The sequence below is a fragment of the Neisseria sp. P0014.S009 genome, assembly GCF_051958155.1.
Classification (GTDB): Bacteria; Pseudomonadota; Gammaproteobacteria; order Burkholderiales; family Neisseriaceae; genus Neisseria; species Neisseria flavescens_C.
This window is the reverse complement of record NZ_JBQCVS010000300.1, coordinates 1-232: the sequence shown is the minus strand read 5'-3', so window position 1 is coordinate 232 and position 232 is coordinate 1. Positions and strand designations below refer to the sequence as shown.

At 36.2% G+C, this 232-nt stretch carries 1 protein-coding gene; it reads left to right on the top strand.

The features are described 5' to 3' along the window. Positions 1-232, top strand: a 232-nt coding sequence (locus tag ACTHS4_RS12725; RefSeq protein WP_440366068.1) for a hypothetical protein, incomplete at both ends; no start/stop codon positions are given.

Sequence of the window (232 nt, the reverse complement as noted above, 5' to 3'; positions counted from 1 at the left end):
TTATTGAATTATCTGAAAGGACAAGGGATTACCGAGTATCAAGAATGGGTAACTTTCCGTCATACATTTAGCCATTTTCACTTAGATATTCATCCTATTTATGTTGAAGTTGATCGAAAATCTGAAGAGGGCGCTCGTTCAGATTGGAAAAAATTGTCAGAAAAAGGAAAAGAATCTCAATCTGGTCTATTAAGTGCGGTCAAATATTGGTATGATCCAACGTCACCTGAAC